2 protein-coding genes are annotated in these 21,934 nt (G+C 70.2%); both read right to left on the minus strand.

The genetic code is table 11. The features are described 5' to 3' along the window. Nucleotides 1–52 precede the first annotated feature (52 nt). The gene (locus BM109_RS02180; RefSeq protein ID WP_093340182.1) at nt 53–18,559 is read right to left on the minus strand and encodes a non-ribosomal peptide synthetase; all 18,507 of its coding nucleotides are present in this window, start codon (nt 18,557–18,559) and stop codon (nt 53–55) included. Beyond that, nucleotides 18,559–21,879 carry a non-ribosomal peptide synthetase gene (locus BM109_RS02185; protein ID WP_093340183.1) on the minus strand — a complete coding sequence of 1,107 codons (3,321 nt, stop codon included), beginning with the start codon at nt 21,877–21,879 and terminating at the stop codon, nt 18,559–18,561. Before BM109_RS02185 ends, BM109_RS02180 begins: the two co-directional genes overlap by 1 nt. Nucleotides 21,880–21,934 lie beyond the last annotated feature (55 nt).

Here is a 21,934-nt window from a genome sequence, read left to right on the forward strand (position 1 = left end):
GGCCGGGCACCGGGAGGGCTGCGAGGCCCCTGCGGCATCCGGTCGATCGCCGTCAGGCCGACACTTCGTTCGCCGCAGGCCGCCGAGCCGCCTGCAACGCCACGTCGACACCCTCCAGCAACGCCTCGCTGCGAACGATCTCGAAATGGCCCAGCGCCAACTCGTGACACTCGAGCGGCACGCGACCCAGTTGCCGCGTCAATGCCGCGCGCTCCGATGGCGCACGCCCGGTGATCCACCAGCAGTGCGACGCGCACCGCAGTGCCGAAAGTTCGTCGGCCCGCAGCGCGAGGCTCTTCAGGTGCCGGGCCACGGTGAAGATGCGCGCGAGTTCCTGGCTGCCAAGGGCCGCGTAGCCGACCTCGCCGGTCCTGGCAGCGCGCTCCTCCTTCACCAGCGCGAGCACGCGCTCGAGCGCCGCGGCCACGGCTTCCTCGCCCATCGCGCCGAGCCCGTTCGCTTCGACCACCGGCTCGACGGGGCGAAACTCGGGCAGGACCGTCGCGACGAAATCGGCGAAATCCCGCTGGCCATCCCGCTCGCCATCGGCCTCCTTCGCGCGGTCGACCTGCACGTGCGGATCGACCAGCCCCAGGAAGCCGACCTCCTGCCCCTGCGCCTCGAACTCCGCGGCCATCGCGGCGGCCAGCGTACCGCCCAATGACCAGCCGAGCAGGTGAACCGGCCCTTCGGGCTGCACCTGCCTGACCATCCGGCAGTAGTCCTGCGCCATCTGTGCGATCGACACATCGTGGTGCGCCGCGTCGGTGAGGGAGCGACACGGCAGCCCGTAGACCGTGCGGCGGCCCTGGAGATGACTCGCGAGCGGGCGGTAATCGAAGATCGTGCCCATGCCCGCATGGATGCAGAACAACGGCGCCGTTCCCGCCGCTTCTCCATTCAGCGCCACCAGGCCGGTCTCGGGACGTGCCGGCTCGGTCACGACCGAGCGCAGCAGGCCGGCGATGGTCGGCCAGCGCATCAGGTCGCGCAGCTTGAAGTCGAGCTTCGGATCGCGCAGGCGCCGTGTCTGCGCAATGACCTTCAAGCTCAGCAGCGAGTCGCCTCCCAGCTCGAAGAAGTTGTCGGTTTCGCCGACCTGAGCCACGCCCAGAACCTGCTGCCAGATCTCGGCAAGCTGCCGCGCCTGCGGAGTGGACGGCGGTACATGGACACGGTTCGCGGCACCTGCCTCGGGCGCCGGCAGCGCGCGCCGATCGAGCTTGCCGCTCACGAGCCGCGGCAGGCTGGCGAGCACGACCACATGCCCCGGCACCATGTACTCGGGAAGACTCTCGCCGAGCAGTTGCCGGATCCGCGCTGCCCATTGCGGCGGAATGTCGCCCTCCTGCGCCACCACGTAGCCAACGAGCTGCCGCCCCGCAGCCCCGTCGTGGGTGACCACCGCCGCTTCGCGAACGCCGGGAATGGAGAGCAGCCTCGCTTCGATCTCGCCCAGCTCGATGCGGAAGCCGCGCACCTTGACCTGGTTGTCGACCCGGCCGATGTACTCGACGTTGCCGTCGCCCATCCAGCGCACCAGGTCTCCGGTGCGGTACAGGCGGCTGCCGGCCGGGCCGAAGGGATCGGCCACGAAGCGTTCCGCCGTCAGTGCGCTGCGGCCGAGATAACCCCGCGCGAGGCCATAGCCACCGATGTAGAGCTCACCGGCCACGCCCTCCGGAACCGGCTGCATGTCCGCGTCCAGCACATAGGCCGTGCGCTCGCCCACGGGCCGGCCGATCGGTGCGTAGGCGCACTCGAAGGTCCGGCTGGCTTCGGTTCGCCAGATCAGTGGCGTCACCACCGTCTCCGTCGGCCCATAGCCGTTGATGAGCATCTGCGGCTTCAGGTGCAGGCGCACCTTGTCGTACGCGGCCTTCGGCATGGCCTCGCCACCGAATACGTAGAGCTCCACGGGAGGCGCATCGTCGCGCGGCGCGGCCCAATCGGCGATCTGATTCAGGTAGGCCGGCGGGAAGGCGGCGGTCGTGACGCCGTAGCGGTGCAAGGCCTCGTAGGTCTGCTCCGCCGTCCACAGTTCGTTGTCCCGCAACGCCAGGCCGGCCCCCACGCACAGCGGCGTCAGCCAGCGCTCATGCGCTCCGTCGAACGAGAAGGACATGAAGTGCAGTTCGCACGAATGCGAGGTGAGGCCGTATATCTGCGCCGTCGCCAGGCAATGCATCGCCAGCGGCCCGTGCGTCACGGCCACCCCCTTGGGCATGCCGGTCGAGCCCGAGGTGTAGATCACATAGGCAAGGTTGTCGACGTCCACGGTGGTCGCAGGATCGGCGGCGCTCAGCGCCTCGATGGCCAGGCCCTCGAGCAGGAGCTGCGGCACGGCGGTCTGCGGCAGGCGCGGCTGCACGCTGTTCTGCGTGATCAGCAACGTGGCACCGCTGTCCTGCAGCATGAACACCAGCCGGTCGGCGGGATAGGCCGGGTCCAGCGGCACATAGGCGCCGCCGGCTTTCAGCACCGCCAGCAGGGCAACGATCGTGTCGAGCGATCGCTCCAACGCCACGGCCACCAGCCGGTCCGGCCCCACGCCGAGGCCGACCAGGTGGTGCGCGAGTCGGTTGGCTCGTGCATTGAGCTGGGCGTAGCTCATCTCGTCGTCGCCCAGCAGCAAGGCGATCGCCTCGGGACGCTCGCGTGCCTGCCGTTCGATCAGGCGATGCACCATGCCGCGCTCGGCCGGCGCATCGAGCGCTTCGGTACGTCCGAGCGCCAGCACCGCCGTCTCCAGCGAGGAGTCCAGCCAGCCCAGTTCACCCACCGGGCGCGAGGCACCGGTCGCCATGCGGCGCAGCAGATGCTCCATCTGCTGACGCTGTGCCTGCACGGTGGCGTCGTCGAAGGACTGCCGTGCGTAGCAATACTCGATCTCCAGCGCATCGCCCACCGTGACCTGCAAGTCCATCGCATAACCAGTCAGACCGCCGCTGGACGCGCTGCCGAATTCCAGGCCGAAGCGATCGAGTTGCTTCATGGCCGCGTCGATGGGGAAGTTCTCGAACACGATGATGCTGTCGAACAGCGGCCGGCCGGCCGAGCCGGTCCAGCGCTGGACATCGGCCAGCGCCGAATGCTCATAGTCCCGCGCGCGCAGATTCTTTTCCTGCACCGCGCGCAGGTAATCACCCACGCTCTGCTTCGCAAGCGGCGTGACCCCGATCGGTATGGTGTTGATGAACAGGCCCATCATGTCTTCGGCACCGTGCAAGCTGGCCGGGCGTCCGGCCACGGTGGCGCCGAAGATCACATCCTCGCGCTCGGTATGGCGCTGCAGAAGCAACGCCCAGGCCGCTTGCACGAGCGTGTTCATGGTCACGCGCTCGCGCTGCGCGAAGCGCTGCAGGCTCGCCGTCTCCTCCGCGCCGATGCGCGTGTAGATCTTCTCGTAGCCCTCGCGCCCACCGGCATCGCGGTTCGGGTCCGCCAGCAGCGTCGGGCCGTCATGACGCGCGAGTTCCGATTTCCAGAAGTCCTCCGCCAGGCTGGCGTCCTGACGCTGCAACCAGCGCACATAGTCGCCATAGAGCGGCAACGCCGCCGACGGCGTCTCCCCCGCGTAGTGCTGCAGCCACTCGCCCATCAGGCGAGAGTCGGTCCATCCGTCGGAAAGGATGTGATGGTGGGTCCACACCAGTTGATGACGCTGGTCGTCCAGCCGGATGAGGCTGACGCGCGCCAGCGGAGGCCGCAGCCAGTCGATGGGCTGTACCAGCTCCTGCTCCTCGTGCGCCGCCAGTCGCTCCCGGACATCGGCCGCGCCGCGCCAATCTAGGCGCGTGAGCCGTGCCGTGGCCTGTCGCAACACGAGCTGCAGCGGCCGCTTCATGCCCGCCTGCCAGAGGAAGCAGGTGCGCAGCATGGCATGGCGCTCGACCATGGCCTGCCAGGCCTGCTCGAAGCGTTCGGCGTCGATATGGCCGACCTCCACGCTGAGCTGGTTCACGTAGAGGCCCGAGCCCTGTGCCTCCATCGAATGGAAGAACATTCCTTCCTGTGTCGGCGCCAGCGGGTAGACATCCTCGACCGTGTCGGCATCGAACGGCAGGTCCCTCAGCATTCGCGGGTCCAGGAAATCCTGGAGCCTGCCGCGCGCGACCGGAGCCTCGTCGCCGGCGGCCGTCGTCTCCGGCATCGCCACGGCCACTTCGGCAAGGCGGGCGACCGTTTGGCACTCGAACAACTGTCGCGGCGTAAGCCCCAGGCCGACACGTTGCGCCCGCGTGACGATCTGCAGGCTCAAGATGGAATCGCCGCCGAGCTCGAAGAAGTTGTCCCCGCGCCCCACGCGCTCCACGCCCAGCACCTGCGCCCACACCGCCGCCAGCGCCTCCTCCGTCTCCCCCCGCGGCGCCTCGTACGCCTGCGTGCCCGCGCGCTCGGGCTCCGGCAGCGCCTTGCGGTCCACCTTCCCGTTCGCATTCAGCGGCAGCCCCTGCGCCATCACCACCCACGCCGCCGGCACCATGTACTCCGGCAGCACCGCCCCCAGGCCCGCCTTCAGCTCGTCCGCATCCAGCTCCTGCCCCGCCTGCGGCGACACATACGCCACCAGCCGCGCACCCCCCACCCCCTCCCTGGCCAGCACGATCGCCTCGCGCACCCCCGCCTGGCCCAGCAACTGCCCCTCGATCTCCCCCAGCTCGATGCGGAAGCCCCGGATCTTCACCTGGTGGTCGATGCGCCCCAGGTACTCCAGCTGGCCGTCGTTGCGCCAGCGCACCAGGTCTCCCGTGCGGTACAGCCGCTCGCCCTGCCGCCCGAACGGGTCCGCGATGAAGCGCTCCGCGCTCAGCCCCGCCCGGTTACCGTAGCCGCGCGCCAGCCCCCCGCCCGCCACGTACAGCTCGCCAGCCACGCCCACGGGCAGCCGGTTGAGCTCGCCGTCCAGCACATGCATGCCCAGATCGGGAATGGCGATGCCCACGGGACTGCGCTGCCCCTCCCGAAGGTCCGCCCGCGTGATCGGCCGGTAGGTCACGTGCACCGTGGTCTCGGTGATGCCGTACATGTTGATCAGCCGCGGGCTCGCGTCGCCGTAGCGCTCCATCCAGGGCCGCAGGCTCTCGGGCTCCAGTGCCTCGCCGCCGAAGATCACGCAGCGCAGCGCCAGGCGCTCGCCCGCGCCCAGCGACGGTGCGTGAACGAGCTGGCCGAAGGCCGAGGGCGTCTGGTTGAGCACCGTGACCTTCTGGCTGCGCAACAGCGCCAGGAAGTCGTCCGGCGAACGGCTCACCCAGTACGGCACCACCACCAGCCGCCCGCCCGTGCACAGCGCACCGAAGATCTCCCACACCGAGAAGTCGAAGGCGTAGGAGTGGAACAGCGTCCACACGTCCTCGGGGCCGAAGCCGAACCACGGCTCTGTCGCGCCCAGCAGGCGCGCGACGTTGCGGTGGCACAGCTGCGCGCCCTTGGGCCGCCCCGTCGAGCCGGAGGTGTAGATCACGTAGGCCAGGTTGTCGGCGTGCACCGCCACCCCGGGATTGGTCGCCGGCTCGCCGGACACGTCCAGCGTGTCGAGTTCGAGCACGCGCAGGCCCTCGCGAGCCTCGATGCAATCGCGCACGCCGCTGTGGGTCAGCAGCAGCGAGATCGCGCTGTCCTCGACCATGTACGCCAGGCGCTCGGGCGGGTACTTCGGGTCCAGCGGCACGTACGCTCCACCGGCCTTCAGGATCGCCAGCAGCCCCACCACCATCTCCAGCGAACGCTCCACCGCCAGGCCCACCCGGCTCTCGGGCTTCACCCCCAGCGCGATCAGCCGGTGCGCAAGGCGGTTCGCCCTCGCGTTCAGCTCGCCGTAGCTCAGCGACTCATCCTCATACACCACCGCCTGCGCACCCGGGCGCAGCAACGACTGCGCCTCGATCATCCGATGCACCGCGACCGTGTCGGCGATGCGCAGCGGCGCCTGGCCCTGCAGCTGCGCATGCTCCCGCGCGCTCAGCACATCGAGTGCCAGCACGCGTTGCTCCGGCTGGTGAAGCAATGCCTCGACGAGTCCTTGCAGAGCGGCATGCATGTAGTCGCACAGGCGCTGCGCGCCAAGCGGCCGTACGGCCTGGCCGACCAGCTCGAAGCCGCTGCCCAGATCGTCCACGTTCATCGCGAACGGATAGTTGGTCCGTTCCTCGGCGCCGAGCACCTCGACGCCGTCCCATCCCTTCACCTCGCCGGTGTCCGGCTCCGCGCGTGGCGTGTGGCGATAGTTCAGCAGCGCCGAGAACAGAGGCGCACCGCCCGACAGCGCACTGCAGCGCTGTGCCAGCGAGAGGCTCGCATGCTCGTGGTGCATCAGGCCGGTCAGGGCCTCGTGCGTTTCCTTCAGGCTGCCGAGCACGCTCCGCGAGCGCATGCGCACGCGCACGGGCAGGGTGTTGATGAACATGCCGAGCGCGCGCTCGGCGCCCTCGCCGCCGTGCATGCGGCCGAACAGCACGGTGCCGAACACCACGTCGTCCCTGCCCGTGGTCCGGGCCAGCACCAACGCCCAGGCCAGATGGAAGAGCGCGGCGGCACCGACTCCGTGCCGCTGCGCCTGGCGCCGGATCTGCGCCGACAGCTCCGCCACCAACGGCACGCGCAGTTCCTCCACCGAGGTGCCGTCCCCCTGCACGTCGAGGATGTTGAAGGGGGCCGTCGGCTCCTCGACGTCGGCCAGCATCTTCGAGAAGAAGGCCTCGTGCTCGGCACGTCCCAGGCCCAGGCGGGCCTGCGCCACGTAGCGGCGGAACGGTACCGGCCTGGCCAGCTCGTCTTGCCGGCCCTGCTGGATCAACGCGATCTCCTCGATGATCAGTTCCACCGTCGTGTGGTCCAGCACCAGGTGATGGCACGGCAGCTGCAGCACCCAGCGATCGCCCTCGGGGTCATGCGCGGCAATGGCGCGGACCATGGGCGCCTGGCGCACGTCGATCCGGTAGCGGCGTGGATCGACGCAGGCCTGGAGGCGCTCGACCACGCTGCCTTGCGCCAGCGCGGCGTCCTCGACCTCATGCAGCCACTGCAATTGCAGGCGGGCTTCCCGGCAGACCACCTGCACCGGTTCGTCGAGCTGCTCCCACAGCACCGCCGTGCGCAGGATGTCGTGCCGCGCGATGACCTGGTTGAAGCTCTCGATGAACTGCGTGAGCCGCGTCTCGCTGTCGAAGGCCAGCAGGCACAGCGTGACGTAGGCATCGCCCTCGGACTGCAGAAGGTGGTGAAACAGAATCCCCTCCTGCAGGGGCGCCAGCGGGTAGATGTCCTGGATGTTCGCCGCGCCGCCCGCCACGGTCGCCTCGATGCGCCGGATCCGCTCGGCGTCGAGCGTCACCAGCGGGAGCATGTCGGAGCGGATGGCCGTACAGCCCGCGGGAATGCCATTCGGAGGCACCGCGATCTCGCTCGGCGCCGCCGCCTGTGCCTCGGCCACGGCCGCTGCGAAGTCCGCCAGCCTCGGGTTCTGGAACAGGGTCCGCACATCCACGCGCCAGCCTTGCCGGCGCATGCGTTCCAGCACCTGGATGGCCAGCAGCGAATGCCCCCCGAGTTCGAAGAAGCTGTCTCCACGGCCAACACGTGCCACGCCCAGCACATCGCGCCAGATATCGGCGAACGCCTCCTCCATGGCGCTCTGCGGCGGCTCATGGACGTCCTCGCCCACCGTTGTTTCCAGCGGCGGCAGCGCCTTGCGCTCCACCTTGCCGTTGGGGTTCAGCGGCAGGGCGGCGAGCACCACGATCGCGCCGGGCACCATGTAGTCCGGCAATGCGCTCGCCAGCGCGGACCGAATTTGCTGCGGGTCGAGGGCACCCGCACCCGACGTTTCGCCGGCCACGTAGCCGACGAGCCGCGCGCCCGCCGGCCCCTCGAGCGCCACCACCACCGCCTCGCGCACACCGGGCTGCGCCAGCAGGCCCGCCTCGATCTCACCGAGCTCGATGCGGAAGCCCCGCACCTTCACCTGGTGGTCCACGCGTCCCAGGTATTCGAGGTCGCCGCGCACATTCCAGCGCGCGATGTCGCCGGTGCGGTACAGGCGCCCGCCCGCCGCGGCCGTGCCGTCCGGTCCGCCGAACGGATCGGCCACGAAACGTTCGGCAGTCAATGCCGGGCGGCCGTGGTAGCCGCGGGCCAGCAGCTCTCCGCCGATATAGAGCTCCCCCGCCACGCCAGGCGGCACGCACCGAAGTTCCGCGTCCAGCACATGGAGCTGGCGCCCGCCCAACGGCTGGCCGATGGGCATCTGCGCCGGCAGGGCCTCGTCGCCCGCGAGATACGCGCTGCAGTCATGGCCCGTGGCGCTGACCACCGCCTCGGTGGGACCGTAGGTATTCAACAGCCTGATATGGCCCATGCCGGCCTCGCGCCACGCCTTGACGCCTTCGGTCGGCATCGCTTCGCCGCCGGCTTGTACCTGACGCAGGTCGCCGTAGTCGCGCAGGCCGTGCCGCGCAAAGTCCTGCACCAGCAGGCTCCAGTAGGCCGTGGGCAGATCCGCGATGCTGATGCGGCGCGCGATGAGCTCCCGGTAGAAGGTTTCGCTGTCCCACAGCACCGAACCGCGCAGCACGATGGCCGCGCCAGCCATCAGCGGCGGAAAGACCTGCTCGACGAAACCGTCGAAATTGATGGTCGAGAACTGCAGCATCCGGTCGCGCGGGCCGAGTCCGAACAGCCCCATGGCCACGCGGCCGTGCTCGGCCAGCGCGGCGTGCGCGATGCCGATGCCCTTGGGCCGGCCCGTGGAGCCGGAGGTGTAGATGACGTAGGCCAGATGATGCCCATGCAGGGCGACCTGGGGGTCGTGCGCGGGCTGGCCTTCCAGGCCGAGCGTGTCGATCTCGAGAACGTCGAGCGCCTGGCCGCCCGTGGCGGCCCTCGCCATGCGCTGCACGAGACGGCGCTGGGTGAGCAGTAGCGAGATGGCACTGTCCTTGACCATGTAGGCCAGCCGGTCCGCCGGGTACTCCGGGTCCAGCGGGACGTAGGCTCCACCGGCCTTGAGGATGGCCAGCAGCCCGACGATCATGTCCGCGGAACGCTCCACGGCAAGGCCGACCCGGACATCGGGCCCCACGCCGAGGCTTCGCAGATGATGCGCGAGGCGGTTGGCCTTGCCGTTCAGTTCGCCATAGGTCCATTGGGCTTCGCCATGGACCAGCGCCAGCGCATCGGGTTGCCGCGCCGCCCACTGCTCGAACTGCCTGTGCGCGCTCTCCCCCAGGCCGTGGTGCTCGGGGTTCGTGCCCCACTGCGCGAGCTGGCGCTGCTGCGCGGGCTCCAGCATCTCGAGGGCGTGCAACGCGCGGCCGGCGTCCAGCGTCAAGTCCTCGAGCAGTCGCGCCAGATGCCGCGCGATGTCCGCCACGGCCTCGTCGCCGATCAGCGCACGGTGGTAGTCGAACTGCAGCATCAACGTCTGCGCCACCTCGACCATCACGGTCAACGGATAGTGGGTCTCGTCGCGCTGCGCGACCACGGTGGCCGCGACGCCGTCCGGCAGCGCCTCCCGCATGGCCTGGTCGACAGGGTAGTTCTCGAACACCAGGATCGTGTCGAACAGGCCGGGTCCGCTCTGATCCACCCAGCGCTGGATTTCGTAGAGCGGCGTGTGCTCGTGCTCCCGCGCCTCCAGGTTCCGGGCCTGCAGCGCGCGCAGCCAGTCGCCCACGCTCTGCGCCACGCGCGGCGTGCAGATCACCGGCAGCGTGTTGATGAACAGGCCCAGCATCCGCTCCGAGCCGGCCAGCTCGCCGGGACGCCCCGCCACCGTGGAGCCGAAGGTCACGGTCCGCTGGCCGGTGTAGCGCTGCAGCAGCAAGGCCCAGGCCGCCTGCACCAGCGTGTTCATCGTGACCCGCTCGCGCTTGGCGAACTCGGCGAGCCGCCGCGTCGCCTCGGCATCGAAGCCGTGGTGGACGCTGCCGTGGCCGGCCGCCGTCGTGCTCCGGGGCAGCGCATCGGCCAGGCGCGTGGGACCTTCGACATGCCGCAGTTCGCCGCGCCAGTAGCTCTCGCTGGCCCCGGCGCTCTGCGCCTGCAGCCAGCCGATGTAATCGCGATAGCGGCCGGCGATCGCGGGCAATGGCTGCCGGCCATAGTGGCGCAGCACCTCGCCCATGAGCTGGGACGTGCTCCAGCCGTCGAGCAGCAGGTGATGCACCGTCCAGATGAAATGATGTTGCGACGGGCCGGTGCGCACCAGCAACAGCCGCATCAACGGCGGTCGGGCCAGGTCGAAACGCTGCGACATCTCGGCCTCGGCCAGCGCGCCGAGCGCCTCGCCCGGCGCTCGACGGTCGCTCCAATCGTGCTCGCGCCAAGGCAACGCCGCATGGCGGCTCACCCATTGCAGCGGACGGCGTTCCTGCGGCAGGAAGCCGGTGCGCAGCACCTCATGGCGCGGAAACACCGCTTCCCACGCGGCCCGAAAGCGCTGCGCGTCGAGACCGTCGAGGTCCACGCGCAGCTGCGTCAGGTAGGCCGTGCCCTCGGGTTCGTAGAAGCTCTGGAACAGCATGCCCGCCTGCATCGGAGACAGGGGATAGAGGTCCGCGAGGTCTTCGCGCGGCATCGGCAACCGGTCGAGTTCCGCCTGGCCGATTCCCGCCAACGGAAAGTCCGAAGGCGTGACGCCGGAAACCCCGCTGGTGCAATGCGCAATCAGGTCCTCCAGCTCCGACTGGAACCGTTGCACCCATGCCTGCACCGCCTCGCGCGCGTGCCGCGCGCGGCTGAAGCTCACGCTCAGCGCCAGCTCGCCGTCGTAGACCTGCCCGTTCACCGAGAACTCATGTTCGCGCGGCACGGCTTCGTCGACCGAGGCACCGGCCGACTCCGCGGCCGGCACCCACGGTGCCTGCTCATCGAAGCTGCCGTCGAACTGCCCCAGGTAGTTGAAGACGACCTGCGCGCGCGGCACCGCCTGCAGGGCCTGCCGCTGCGCATCGCTGCCCATGTGCCTGAAGATGCCGTAGCCCAATCCCTTGTTCGGGACCTGGCGCAGGCTCTCCTTGACGCGGCGGATCGCCTCGCCGGGCTCGCCCAGCGGCTCGATCGCCACCGGGAACAGGCTGGTGAACCAGCCCACCGTGCGCGACAGGTCGACCGGATCGAAGAGGTCTTCGCGGCCATGTCCTTCGAGGTCGATCAGCACCGAGGCGTGACCGCTCCATGCGCACAGTGCACGGCCGAGCGCCGTCAACAACAGGTCGTTGACCTGCGTGCGATAGGCCGCCGGCGCATCCTTCAACAGCGCCTGAGTCCGGGCGCGGTCGAGCCGCAATTCGATGCTCTCCATGTCGGCCGTGCGATTGCCCGCCTCGGGGTCGGCACAGGGCAACGCGACCGGTGTCCCGGCCAGCGAGCGCCAGAACGCAAGCTCCTCGTCATGCGCTGCCGCATAGGCCTGCAGCGCGAGCGCCATCTCCTTGTAGCTGCTGGTCTTCGCCGGCAGCACCACGGGTTCGTCGCCGCGGCACTGCGCGTAGGCCGTCTGCAGGTCTTCCAGCAGGATGCGCCACGACACGCCGTCGACCGCCAGGTGATGGATCGCCAGCAACAGGCGCCAGCCATCATCCGGGGTTTCGATGGCCAGCGCGCGCATCAACGGGCCCTGCCCGATGTCCAGGCTGCGCTGCGCCTCGTCGCACAGACGTTCGATCTCCGCCGCATCGCGGGCTTTCCGCACCCACAGCACGGTCTGCGTTTCGCATTCGGACAAGGGCGCATAGGCCTGGCGCCATGCACCGCCGGCCTCCTGCGTGAAGCGCAGGCGCAAGCTGTCGTGGTGGCGCACCAGCGCGGCCAGGGCTTGCTCGAGCGAAGCCGGATCCAGCGGCTCGCGGCTTTGCAGCAGCACGGCCTGGTTCCAGTGGCGCGAAGGCATCGCCTGCGCGAAGAACGCCGCCTGGATCGGCAGCAGCGGCACGGCCCCTTCGGCCGGCGCGCGGCCGTGCGGGCCCGATGCCGCCACGGGTTCGGCCACCGTCGCGAGTTGCGCCACGGTCTGCCGCTCGAACAGCTGGCGCGGCGTGAGCTTCCACCCCGCCTGCCGCGCGCGCGCGACGATCTGCAGGCTCAGGATCGAATCGCCACCCAGCTCGAAGAAGTTGTCGCCGCGCCCCACCCGAGGCACGCCGAGCACGGCCGCCCAGATCCCGGCCAGCATCTGCTCGACATCACCTTGCGCATCCTCGTGCTGGTCCGCACCCGAGAAAGTCGGCTCCGGCAACGCCGCGCGGTCGACCTTGCCCGCGCCGTTGAGCGGCAGCGCATCCATGACGACGATCGCGACCGGCACCATGTAGTCGGGCAACACCTGTCCCAGCCGTTCGCGCAGAATCCGCGCGTCGATCACCTCGCCCGGCAGTGGGGCCACGTAACCCACCAGCCGTGCGCCGCTCGCACCCTTGCGCGCCACGACCACGGCCTCCTGAACTTCGGGCTGCGCGAGAAGCTGCGCCTCGACCTCGCCCAGCTCGATGCGGAAGCCTCGGATCTTCACCTGGTGGTCGATGCGGCCCAGATACTCCATCTGTCCATCCACCCCCCAGCGCACGAGGTCGCCAGTGCGGTAGAGCCGCCCGCCCTTGTCGGCGAACGGGTCCGCCACGAAACGCTCCGCACTCAGGCCGGCACGGTTGAGGTAGCCGCGTGCGAGGCCCTCGCCACCCAGGTAGAGTTCGCCGGCCACGCCCGGCGGCACCAGGGACAGGCCCGCGTCCAGCACGTACGCGGTGCGGTCGCCGACCAGCCGCCCGATGGGCATGTAGGCGCTGTCGAAACCGGTGCCGTCCTCGGCCTTCGCGATCATCGGCGTGATGACGGTCTCGGTCGGGCCGTAGCCGTTGATGACGCGACGCGGTTTCAGCACCTTCTGCACGAGCTCGAGGCTGGTGCGCGGCATCGCCTCGCCACCCACCGTGTACGAACGGATGGGCAGCGCGCTCGCCGACTCCCCCATCAGCTCGGCGATCTGGTGCAGGTAGCTCGGCGTGAAGCAGGCGATGGTGATGCCGTGCCGCTCGATCTCGACGCAGGTGCGCTCGACCGACCACACCTCCTCGTCGCGCGGCATCAGCGCGCTGCCGAAGACCAGCGGAACCCAGGTGCGCTCGTGCGCGCCGTCGAAGCTGATGGAGGCGAACTGCAGCTCGCGGTCGTCCGGCGTCATGCCGTAGGCCTCGCCGATGGACTGCACGTGCATCGACAGCGGCCCGTGCGCCACGGCCACGCCCTTGGGCTTGCCGGTGGAGCCGGAGGTGTAGATCACGTAGGCCAGGTGTTCGCCGTGCACCGGCACGCCCGGGTCGTGCGACGGCTCCGCGGCCAGGTCGAGCGCGTCGAGTGCCAGCTTGCGTGGCGCCGGAATCTTCCGGCCCGCCTCGCTGTTGGTCAGCAGCAGTCCGATGCCGCTGTCCTCCACCATGTAGGCCAGGCGGTCCAATGGGTAGGTCGGATCCAGCGGCACGTAGGCGCCACCGGCCTTCAGGATGGCCAGCAGCGCGACGACCATGTCGGGCGAGCGCCGCACGGCAAGGCCGACCTTCGTCTCGGGCTCGACCCCCAGCGCGACCAGCCGGTGCGCCAGCCGGTTGGCCTGTGCGTTCAGCGCGGCGTAGCTCAGTTGCAGCTCGCCGAAGATGAGCGCCGTCGCGTCCGGCCGCAGCGCGGCTTGCCGCTCGACCAGCCGGTGCACGGGCTCGGCATCGGGCCAGGCCGGGATGTTCGCGCCCCAGGCGCCGAGGCATTCGCGCTCCGATGCGGTGAGCAGGTCGAATCCCGCCGCGGGCCGCGCCGAACCGGACACCAGTCCCTCGATCACGCGGCGCACCGCGGCCTGCATGTAGTCGCACACGCGCTGCGCGCCGACCGAGGCGTCGACCTGCGCGATCAGCTCGAAGCCATCCGCGCGATCGTTCACCGACATCGCGAACGGGTAGTTCGAGGACTCCTTGAAGCCCAGGTTGTCGATGCCGCTCCAGGCGGCCTCATGGCTCGCGTCGATTTCGCGGTGCGCGATGTGGCGGTAGTTGAGCAGCGTCGAGAACAGCGGCGTGCCCTTGGGCAGGCCGGTGCATCGCTGCGCCAGCGACAGGTGCGCATGCTCGTGGTGCAGCAGGCCGGTCAGCGCGGCATGGGTTTCGCGCACGCAGGCGGCCACGCCCCGCGTGCCCAGGCGTACGCGCAGCGGCAGCGTGTTGATGAACATGCCCAGCGCGCGCTCGGCACCCTCGCCGCCCTGCATGCGGCCGAACAGCACGGTGCCGAACACAACGTCGTCCCTGCCCGTGGTCTTGGCCAGCACCAGCGCCCATGCCAGATGGAACAGCGTGGCGGCGCTCACGCCCGTCCTGCGAGCCTGCCGCCGCAATTCCTCCGTCAGGTCGGCGTCGAGCAGCAGGCGGGCCTCGGCCAGCTCGCTGCCGTTGCCACGCACGTCGAGCAGGTCGAACGGTGCCGTGGGCTCGGTCACGTCGCCGAGCATGGCGCCGAAGAATTTCTCCGCCTCGGCCGGGCTCGCGCCGAAGCGCGCCTGGGCCACGAAGCGGCGGAACGGAACGGACGGCGACAGCGCGTCGCGCCGCCCCTGGAGGATCAACGCGATCTCCTCCACCAGCACCTCTTCCGAAGCATGGTCCAGCGCCAGATGGTGGCTGGGCACCTGGAGCAGCCAGCGGTCGTTGGCCGGGTCGTGCGCGGCAATGGCGCGCAGCATCGGCGCGCGGCGCACGTCGATGCGATAGTGCGCGGGATCGACATGGGCCTCGAGGCGCGCCGCGACGTCGCCCGCACCCTCGCCACCGCCCTCGAGCCACTGCACCTGCAACCCGGCCCGCCGGTACACCACCTGCACCGGTTCCGGCAGGCCCTCCCACAGCACCGCGGTACGCAGGATGTCGTGGCGTGCAACGACTTCGTCGAGGCTCGCGACAAAGCCCGCGAGCCTTGCCTCGCTGTCGAAGCTCAGCAGGAAGGAATTGACGTAGACGTCGCCCTCGGTCTGCATCAGGTGGTGGAACAGGATGCCTTCCTGCAGCGGCGCGAGCGGATAGATGTCCTGGATGTTGGCCGCACCGCCCGGCACGCTGGCCTCGATGCTGCGCAGGTGTTCGGGCAGGAGCTCGATCAACGCGAGCATGCCGGGCTCGATGGCGCGGCAGCCCTCGGGAATGCGGCTCTCGGAAGCGATGACCCGCGGCGCGGCCTCGGCACCGCCGCTGCCGGCAGGAGCGAGCGCCTGCGCGAATTCGGCCAGCCTGGGCTTCTGGAACAGGGTGCGTACCTCGACGCTCCAGCCCTGGCGCCGGATGCGCTCGAGCAACTGGATCGCCAGCAGCGAATGCCCGCCGAGCTCGAAGAAGTTGTCCCCGCGCCCCACGCGCTCCACGCCCAGCACCTGCGCCCACACCGCCGCCAGCGCCTCCTCCGTCTCCCCCCGCGGCGCCTCGTACGCCTGCGTGCCCGCGCGCTCGGGCTCCGGCAGCGCCTTGCGATCCACCTTCCCGTTCGCATTCAGCGGCAGCCCCTGCGCCATCACCACCCACGCCGCCGGCACCATGTACTCCGGCAGCACCGCCCCCAGGCCCGCCTTCAGCTCGTCCGCATCCAGCTCCTGCCCCGCCTGCGGCGACACATACGCCACCAGCCGCGCACCCCCCACCCCCTCCCTGGCCAGCACGATCGCCTCGCGCACCCCCGCCTGGCCCAGCAACTGCCCCTCGATCTCCCCCAGCTCGATGCGGAAGCCCCGGATCTTCACCTGGTAGTCGATGCGCCCCAGGTACTCCAGCTGGCCGTCGTTGCGCCAGCGCACCAGGTCTCCCGTGCGGTACAGCCGCTCGCCCTGCCGCCCGAACGGGTCCGCGATGAAGCGCTCCGCGCTCAGCCCCGCCCGGTTACCGTAGCCGCGCGCCAGCCCCCCGCCCGCCACGTACAGCTCGCCAGCCACGCCCACGGGCAGCCGGTTGAGCTCGCCGTCCAGCACATGCATGCCCAGATCGGGAATGGCGATGCCCACGGGACTGCGCTGCCCCTCCCGAAGGTCCGCCCGCGTGATCGGCCGGTAGGTCACGTGCACCGTGGTCTCGGTGATGCCGTACATGTTGATCAGCCGCGGGCTCGCGTCGCCGTAGCGCTCCATCCAGGGCCGCAGGCTCTCGGGCTCCAGTGCCTCGCCGCCGAAGATCACGCAGCGCAGCGCCAGGCGCTCGCCCGCGCCCAGCGACGGTGCGTGAACGAGCTGGCCGAAGGCCGAGGGCGTCTGGTTGAGCACCGTGACCTTCTGGCTGCGCAACAGCGCCAGGAAGTCGTCCGGCGAACGGCTCACCCAGTACGGCACCACCACCAGCCGCCCGCCCGTGCACAGCGCACCGAAGATCTCCCACACCGAGAAGTCGAAGGCGTAGGAGTGGAACAGCGTCCACACGTCCTCGGGGCCGAAGCCGAACCACGGCTCTGTCGCGCCCAGCAGGCGCGCGACGTTGCGGTGGCACAGCTGCGCGCCCTTGGGCCGCCCCGTCGAGCCGGAGGTGTAGATCACGTAGGCCAGGTTGTCGGCGTGCACCGCCACCCCGGGATTGGTCGCCGGCTCGCCGGACACGTCCAGCGTGTCGAGTTCGAGCACGCGCAGGCCCTCGCGAGCCTCGATGCAATCACGCACGCCGCTGTGGGTCAGCAGCAGCGAGATCGCGCTGTCCTCGACCATGTACGCCAGGCGCTCGGGCGGGTACTTCGGGTCCAGCGGCACGTACGCTCCACCGGCCTTCAGGATCGCCAGCAGCCCCACCACCATCTCCAGCGAACGCTCCACCGCCAGGCCCACCCGGCTCTCGGGCCTCACCCCCAGTGCGATCAGCCGGTGCGCAAGGCGGTTCGCCCTCGCGTTCAGCTCGCCGTAGCTCAGCGACTCATCCTCATACACCACCGCCTGCGCACCCGGGCGCAGCAGCGACTGCGCCTCGATCATCGTGTGCAGCGGCCGCGCGCGAGCCCCCTCGCCCGGTTGTCGCACGCCGCTCCAGCGCTCCAGCTCCGAAGTCTCGGCGTCGGACAGCAGGCGCACGTCGCCCACGGCGCGCGCCAGATCGTCCGCCAGCGCCTCGAGCAGCGCGAGGTAGTGCGCGCCCATGCGCGCGATGGTCTCCCGATCGAACAGTTCGCTCGCATAGACGAACTTCAGCCGCAGCTCGCCGGCCTCGTCCTGCACGGCATCGAGCGTCAGCTCGAACTGCGCGGCCTGCCCGCCCAGTGCATACGCCTGCGCCGAAAGCCCGGGCAGCGGTTGCGCCGCCTGCAGCCCGCCACCCTTGGCGTCGCGCTGGAAGTTCAGCATCACCTGGAACAGCGGGCCATGGCTCATGCTGCGTTCGGGCTGCAGTGCTTCGACCAGTTGCTCGAAGGGCAGATCCTGGTGCGCTTGCGCGCCGAGCGCGGCCTGCACCGCCTGCTTGAGCACCTGGCGCAGCGGCATGCGCGCGTCGATACGGTTGCGCAGCACCTGCGTGTTGACGAAAAAGCCGACCACGCCTTCGGTTTCCACGCGGTGGCGGTTGGCCACGGGCACGCCCACGCGAATGTCGTCCTGCGCCGCATGGCGATGCAGCAGGGCCTGAAAGCCCGCGAGCAGCGCCATGAAGAGCGATGCGCCTTGCGCCTGCGCGCGCTGCTGCAGGCGCAGCGCCAGCGCCGCCGGCACCACCAGGCCATGGTGCGCGGCCCGGTAGCTGCCCTCGGCCTTGCGCGGATGGTCGGTGGGCAGTTGAAGCACCGGGTGCTCGGTGCCGAGCTGCTCACGCCAGTAGTCGAGCTGCCTGTCGCGCTCGCCGGCCTCCATCCAGTGGCGTTGCCAGGTCGCGTAGTCGGCATATCCCACGGGCAGCACCGGCAGGGCGGACTCCCGCCCCTGCACGCCGGCGGCGTACAGCGCCATGAACTCATCGACGAGGATCTGCATCGACCAGCCGTCCGAGACGATGTGATGCATCACCACCACCAGCACGTGCTCCTTCGCGTCCAGGCGGATCACGCTCACCCGCAGCAGCGGGCCGCGCGTGAGGTCGAAGGGCTGGTCGTTCACACGGCCGGCTTCTTCCGCCGCCAGCGCTTCGCGACGCTCGGCGCCTTCGATGGCGCTCAGGTCGACCCGCGGAATATCCAGTACCGACGCCGGCATGACCACCTGCTCGGCCAGGCCGTCGTCCGTGGGCGCGAAGACCGTGCGCAACGACGCATGGCGTGCCACCAGGGCCTGGAATGCGGCATCCAGCGCGTCGATGTCGAGCGCGCCGCGCAGCCGCAGGCCGCCGCAGATGTGATAGGCCGTGCTCGCCGCATCGAGCTTCCAAAGAAACCACTGGCGGCGTTGTGCGTACGACAACGTTCGCGCCTCGTCCGGCATGGCACTGCCGGCCACGATGGGGAACTGCCCGATGCCCAGGCCTTCAGCCCGGATCTTCTGGAACACCGCGCGGCGTTGCTGCGCGGACAACTGCGCAAAGCGCTCGGCGATGCGTTGCGTCGTCGTGTTGCTGTTGTTGCTACTGCTGCTCATCAAACCTCTCCCAAACTGTCGATGAAGGAGTCGACGGCCGAAAGCGCGTCGTCGGCGCCTCCCTGGAGGGCCGAAGCTCCGGTGCGCGACGCCATGTCCTTGAGGACCGGGTGGCGGAACACGTCCTGGATGGCGATATCGGCCCGCATCGCGGACTGGACGCGCGCCACCATCTGGACCGCCAGCAACGAATGGCCGCCGAGGTCGAAGAAACTGTCGTGCCGCCCCACCCTGTCGAGGCCCAGCACCTGCGCCCAGATGGCCGCGAGCGCCTGTTCCACATCGCCTTGCGGTGCTTCGTAGACCTGTTGCGTGCCCTGCGCCAGCTCGGGCAGCTGCTTGCGGTCGACCTTGCCATTCACATTCAACGGCAGCGCCGGCAGCACGGCGATGGCCGCGGGCACCATGTATTCGGGCAGCACCTGCGCCAGTCGCATTCGCAGGCCGGCGGCGTCCACGTCCTGGCCGGACCCTGGCGACACGTAGGCCAGCAGCCGTGCGCCGCCCGCCCCCTCCTTCGCCACCGCCACGGCCTCGCGCACTTCCGGCTGCGCCAGCAGTTGGGCCTCGACCTCGCCGAGCTCGATGCGGAAGCCGCGGATCTTGATCTGATGATCGACCCGGCTCAGGTATTGCAGCCGGCCGTCGACGCTCCAACGCACGAGGTCGCCGGTGCGGTAGAGCCTGCCACCCGCCTCGTCGAACGGATCCGCGAGAAAGCGCTCGGCGCTCAGGCCCGCGCGATGCAGGTAACCGCGCGCCAGCCCCACGCCGCCGATGTAGAGCTCGCCCGCCACGCCACGTGGCACCGGCCGCAGCCCGGCGTCGAGCACGCGCAGCTGCGTCGCGGCGATGGCTTCGCCGATGCCGGGATGGCCATCCGCCACGCGCTGCGCGCTGGACCAGATGGTGGTCTCGGTCGGGCCGTACATGTTCCAGAGTTCGACCCCCAGGCCGTGCAGGTCGTCGGCCAGGTCGGGTTGCAGCGCCTCGCCGCCGCACAGGCCCTTGAACCCGCGCAAGGGTGCCGACGGCCAGCCCGCCGCGCGCAGCAGCCGCCAGCCTGCGGGCGTCGACTGCACGACGGTCGCGCCGCTGTCTTCCACCAGTCGCGCCAGCGCGCGGCCGTCGCGCACCGTTTCCTGCGAAGCCAGCACGATGCGCGCACCGCAGCTCAGTGGCAGGTACAGCTCCAGCGCCGCGATGTCGAAGGACAGCGAGGTCACGGCCACCAGCACATCCTTCTGCGTCATGCCCGGCGCGGCCTGCATGCTGCGGATGAAGTGGGACAGCGCCTCGTGGCGCACCATCACGCCCTTGGGCTTGCCCGTGGAACCGGAGGTGTAGATGACGTAGGCGAGGTGCTCGGCATGCAGCGGCACATCGGGATCGTGCACCGGCTCGTTCGACAGATCGAGCGCGTCGACGGACAGCACGCGGAAGGCCGCGTCGGCCGCGATGCGCGCCCTCAGGCTGTCCTGCGTCAACAGCAGCGACAGGCCGCTGTCGCTCGCCATGTAGGCCAGCCTGTCCTGCGGATGCTCCGGGTCCAGCGGCACGTACGCCGCGCCCGACTTGAGCACGGCCAGGACGCTCGCCACCATGCCGGCATTGCGCTCCATCACGATGCCGACCTGGGTCTCGGGCCCCACGCCCGAGGCGATCAGCCGGTGCGCGAGCCGGTTGGCGCGCTCGTTCAGTTGCGCGTAGGTCAGCGACTCCGCGCCGCACATCAATGCCACGGCCTCGGGATTCGCGCGGCCCTGTTGCTCGATCAGCCGGTGCACGGGCTGCGCGTTCGCGAAGCGCAGCACGTTGAGGCCGCGCTGCGGCGCCCCGGGGCGCACCGGCTCGTCGTGCAGCGGCACGTCGCCCACCGCCTGCCCGGGCGCATCGGCCAGTGCCTGCAGCAGTGCCAGATAGTGCCCGGCCATGCGCGCGACGGTGCCGGGTTCGAACAGCTCGCGCGCGTAGCCGAAGACGGCCTTGGTCCCTCCCTTCGAATCCTCGATGGCCGTGAGCGTCAGTTCGAACTGCGCGGCCTTCTCGCCGAGCGGGCAGCCCTCCATCCGCAGGCCCGGCAGCGTGCGCAACGCTTCGTAGCCGCCGCGCAGGTAGTTGAACATCACCTGGAACAGCGGCGAATGGCCCATGCTGCGCTCGGGCTGCAGGGCTTCGACCAACTGCTCGAAAGGCAAATCCTGGTGCGCCTGCGCGCCGAGCGCCGCCTCGCGGACACCCGCGAGCAATTGGGCGAACGGCATGCGGCCATGGACCCGCGCGCGCAGCACCTGCGTGTTGACGAAGAAGCCGATGACGCCCTCGGTCTCGGCCCGGTTGCGGTTGGCCACCGGCACGCCCACGCGGATGTCCTCCTGCCCGGTGTAGCGGTGCAGCAGCGCCTGGAAGGCGGCGAGCAGCAGCATGAACGGCGTGGCGCCGCGCTCCTGCGTCTGGCGCCGCAGCGCCTGCGCCAGCGCGGCCGGCAGTTCGACGACATGGCTGGCCGCGACATAGCCGCCCTCGGACTTTCTCGGATGGTCGACCGGAAGCTGCAGCACCGGTTGCTCGGCGCCCAGTTGCTCGCGCCAATAGGCGAGCTGCCGCTCGCGCTCGCCCGCCTCCAGCCAGCGCCGCTGCCACGCGGCGTAGTCGGCGTACTGCACCGGCAGCGGCGGCAGCCCGGGCGCGACGTCGCCCTCGGCGATGGCGCGGTACTGCGCCACGAACTCGTCGACCAGGATCTGCATCGACCAGCCGTCCGACACGATGTGGTGCATCACCACCACCAGCACGTGCGCCTGTTCGCTCTCTCGGATCACGCTCAGGCGCAGCAGGGGGCCGCGCAGCAGATCGAAAGGCTCCCGGCTCACGCCGCGCGCGGCCTCACCGGCCAGCCCGGCGCGCAGCGCCTCGGGGGCGCCGCTCAGGTCGACGAGCGGAATCTCCAGCACGAGACTGGGCAGCACCACCTGCTCGGCCAGCCCGTCATCGCCGGCCCTGAACACCGTGCGCAGCGACTCGTGGCGCGCCACCAGCACCTGGAACGCCGTCCTGAGCGCATCGACATCGAGCGCACCCTCGAGGCGCAATCCTTCCGCGATGTGATACGCGGTGCTGGCGGGGTCCAGCTTCCAGAGGAACCACTGGCGGCGCTGCGCGAAGGACAGCATCGCGCGGTCCGCGGCGTCGGTGCTCGGGACCAGCGCCGGCTCTCGCGCTTCGGATGCCGGCAGCCCCTTCAGGCGGCTCGCCAGCAGGGCTTGCTGCGCCGGCGTGAGGCCGGCGCGTCGATCGGACAGTTTTCGGGATGTGGACATGGGGTGAGGAAGATTCGGTCTGCGCGATACGCGCGACCCGCGTGGCGGGCCTCAC

This window comes from Variovorax sp. PDC80 (assembly GCF_900115375.1).
Taxonomy (GTDB): Bacteria; Pseudomonadota; Gammaproteobacteria; order Burkholderiales; family Burkholderiaceae_C; genus Variovorax.

What these genes read in the sequence shown, in the direction of transcription:
- BM109_RS02180 (WP_093340182.1), bottom strand. Translation starts at nt 18,559, where the DNA reads ATGAGCAGCAGTAGCAACAACAGCAACACGACGACGCAACGCATCGCC.
- BM109_RS02185 (WP_093340183.1), bottom strand. Translation starts at nt 21,879, where the DNA reads ATGTCCACATCCCGAAAACTGTCCGATCGACGCGCCGGCCTCACGCCG.